This window comes from Streptomyces sp. NPDC030222 (assembly GCF_055573115.1).
The window spans coordinates 1-2,596 of sequence record NZ_JBVICA010000063.1 but is presented as its reverse complement, the minus strand read 5'-3'; the positions used below and the strand labels follow the sequence as shown (position 1 = coordinate 2,596).

Below are 2,596 nucleotides of genomic sequence, written 5' to 3'. Positions count from 1 at the left end.
CGCATCCAGCGCCTCGGCGAACACCGGATAAACGTCATACAGCTCACGCCCCATCCCCGGACGCTGGCTCCCCTGCCCCGTGAACAGGAACGCGACCTTGCCCCGTGCTCCGGCCTCGCCCCGTACGATCCGCGACGTGGTGGAATCCCCGGAGGCCAGCGCGGCGAGGCCGGCCACGGCCTGCTCGCGGTCGCCGGCCACGACGACGGCACGGTGTTCGAGGGCCGCGCGACCGGTGGCCAGGGAGAGGCTGATGTCCGCCGCCGTCTGGTCGGGGTGGGCACGCAGATGGGTGAGCAGGCGCTCGGCCTGGGCGCGCAGGGCCTCTTCCGTACGGGCCGAGACAAGCCAGGGCAGTACGGGAGGCATCACGGTACGGCGCCGCGGGCCGGCCTCACCGACGTCGGCATCGGAGCCGGTGCCGGTGCCGGTGTCGGTGTCGGTGTCGGTGTCGGTGTCGGCAGGCTCGGCCGCCGCGGGCGGAGCCTCCTCGATGATGGTGTGCGCGTTGGTGCCGCTGATACCGAACGAGGAAACCGCTGCGCGCCGCGGGCGGCCGGTCTCCGGCCATTGCACGGTCCGGCGCAGCAGCGACACGGCACCCGCGGACCAGTCGACCTTGGTCGACGGCTCTTCCACGTGCAGTGTCTTGGGGATCCGGCCGTGCCGGAGCGCCATGACCATCTTGATGACGCCGGCGACGCCGGCGGCGGCCTGCGTGTGACCGATGTTCGACTTGATCGAGCCGAGCCACAGCGGGCGGTCCTCGGTGTGCTCCCGGCCGTACGTCGCCAGCAGCGCCTGCGCCTCGATCGGGTCGCCGAGCGTCGTACCCGTGCCGTGCGCCTCGACGACGTCGATGTCGGCAGCCGTGAGCCGGGCGTCCGCCAGGGCCTGGCGGATGACGCGCTGCTGCGACGGACCGTTGGGCGCGGTCAGACCGTTGCTCGCACCGTCCTGGTTGACGGCCGAGCCACGGACGACGGCCAGCACCCGGTGGCCGTTGCGGCGGGCGTCGGACAGCCGCTCCACGAGCAGCATGCCCGCGCCCTCCCCCCAGCCGGTGCCGTCGGCGGAGTCCGAGAAGGACTTGCAGCGGCCGTCGAAGGACAGGCCGCGCTGCCGGCTGAACTCGGTGAAGGTGCCGGGGGTCGGCATGACGGTGACGCCGCCCGCGAGGGCGAGCGAACACTCGCCCTTGCGGAGTGCCTGCATCGCCAGGTGCAGGGTGACGAGGGACGAGGAGCAGGCCGTGTCGACGGTGAGCGCCGGGCCCTCCAGGCCGAACGTGTACGAGACGCGGCCGGAGGCGATGCTGCTGGAGGCGCCGGTGCCGAGGTAGCCCTCGACCTCCGGGGGTACGGCGCGCAGTCGGGACGCGTAGTCGTGATACATGACGCCGGTGAACACGCCGGTGCGGCTGCCGCGCACCGAGGTCGGGTCGATGCCGGCCCGCTCGAACGCCTCCCACGAGATCTCCAGCAGCAGCCGCTGCTGCGGGTCCATGGCGACGGCCTCACGGGGCGAGATCCCGAAGAACGCCGGGTCGAACCGGTTGGCCGAGTGCAGGAAGCCGCCTTCCTGCACGTAGCTCGTGCCCCGCCCGTCGGGGTCCTCGTCGAACAGGCGCCCCGTGTCCCAGCCCCGGTCGGCCGGGAAGGGCGAGATGGCGTCGGTCTCCTCGGACACCAGCCGCCACAGGTCCTCGGGGGACTCGACGTCCCCCGGGTACCGGCAGCTCATCCCGACGATCGCGATCGGCTCCTGCTCCCCCGACTCGACCTCCTGCAGCCGGCGGCGCGTCTCGTGGAGATCGGCCGTCACCCGCTTCAGGAAATACCGGAGCTTTTCCTCGTTCATGCGTGCATCCCTCGTACAGAAGCCGGAAAGTCAGAGTGGTGGGAAGGGGTGGAGCGGAGCAGCCGCGTCATGAGATGCCGAACTCCTTGCCGATGAAGTCGAAGAGGTCGTCGTCGGTGGCGCTCTCCAGTGCCTCGGCCACGTCGGCGCCGTCGGTTCCGGCGGGGGCGGTGGCCTGTGCGCCGGCTTCGCTCCAGGCGGCCAGCAGCGCCTGGAGGCGCTCGGTGATGCGGTCACGGCCGGCCTCGTCGGGCGTGGACGTGACGAGCGTCTTCTCCAGCCGTTCCAGTTCGGCGAGCAGCGGGGGCACCGCCGCGGCGCCGTTCTGCCAGAGCTCGTCCCGCAGGTACTCCACCAGCGCGGTCGGCGTCGGGTAGTCGAAGACGAGGGTGGCGGGCAGGCGGACGCCGGTGGCGGCGCCGAGCCGGTTGCGGAGCTCGACGGCGGTCAGCGAGTCGAAGCCGACCTCGTTGAACGACCGTGCCGGGTCGACCGCTTCGGGCCCGGCGAAGCCCAGGACCCCGGAGACGTACGTGCAGACCAGCTCCAGCAGTGCCTCCTCCCGTGCGGCCGGCGTGAGCGCGCCGAGACGCTCGCGCACTTCCGCTCCGCCTTCCGTGCCGGCGGTTGTGCCAGCGGCCCGGCGTGCGGGCGCCCGTACCAGGCCCGACAGCAGGGGCGGCAGCATGCCGCTGCCCGCCTGGGCGCGCAGCGCGGCAAGGTCCAGGCCGACCGG

Annotated in this window: 2 protein-coding genes; both read right to left on the bottom strand. The window is 72.6% G+C overall.

Annotated elements, in window-relative coordinates; translation table 11 throughout:
* Positions 1-1,860: type I polyketide synthase (locus tag ACZ4Z5_RS33285; protein ID WP_468270010.1), on the bottom strand; the 1,860-nt coding region annotated here is incomplete at its 3' end.
* A 67-nt stretch (positions 1,861-1,927) separates the two neighbouring features.
* Positions 1,928-2,596: acyl carrier protein (locus ACZ4Z5_RS33280; RefSeq protein WP_468270008.1), on the bottom strand; the 669-nt coding region annotated here is incomplete at its 5' end.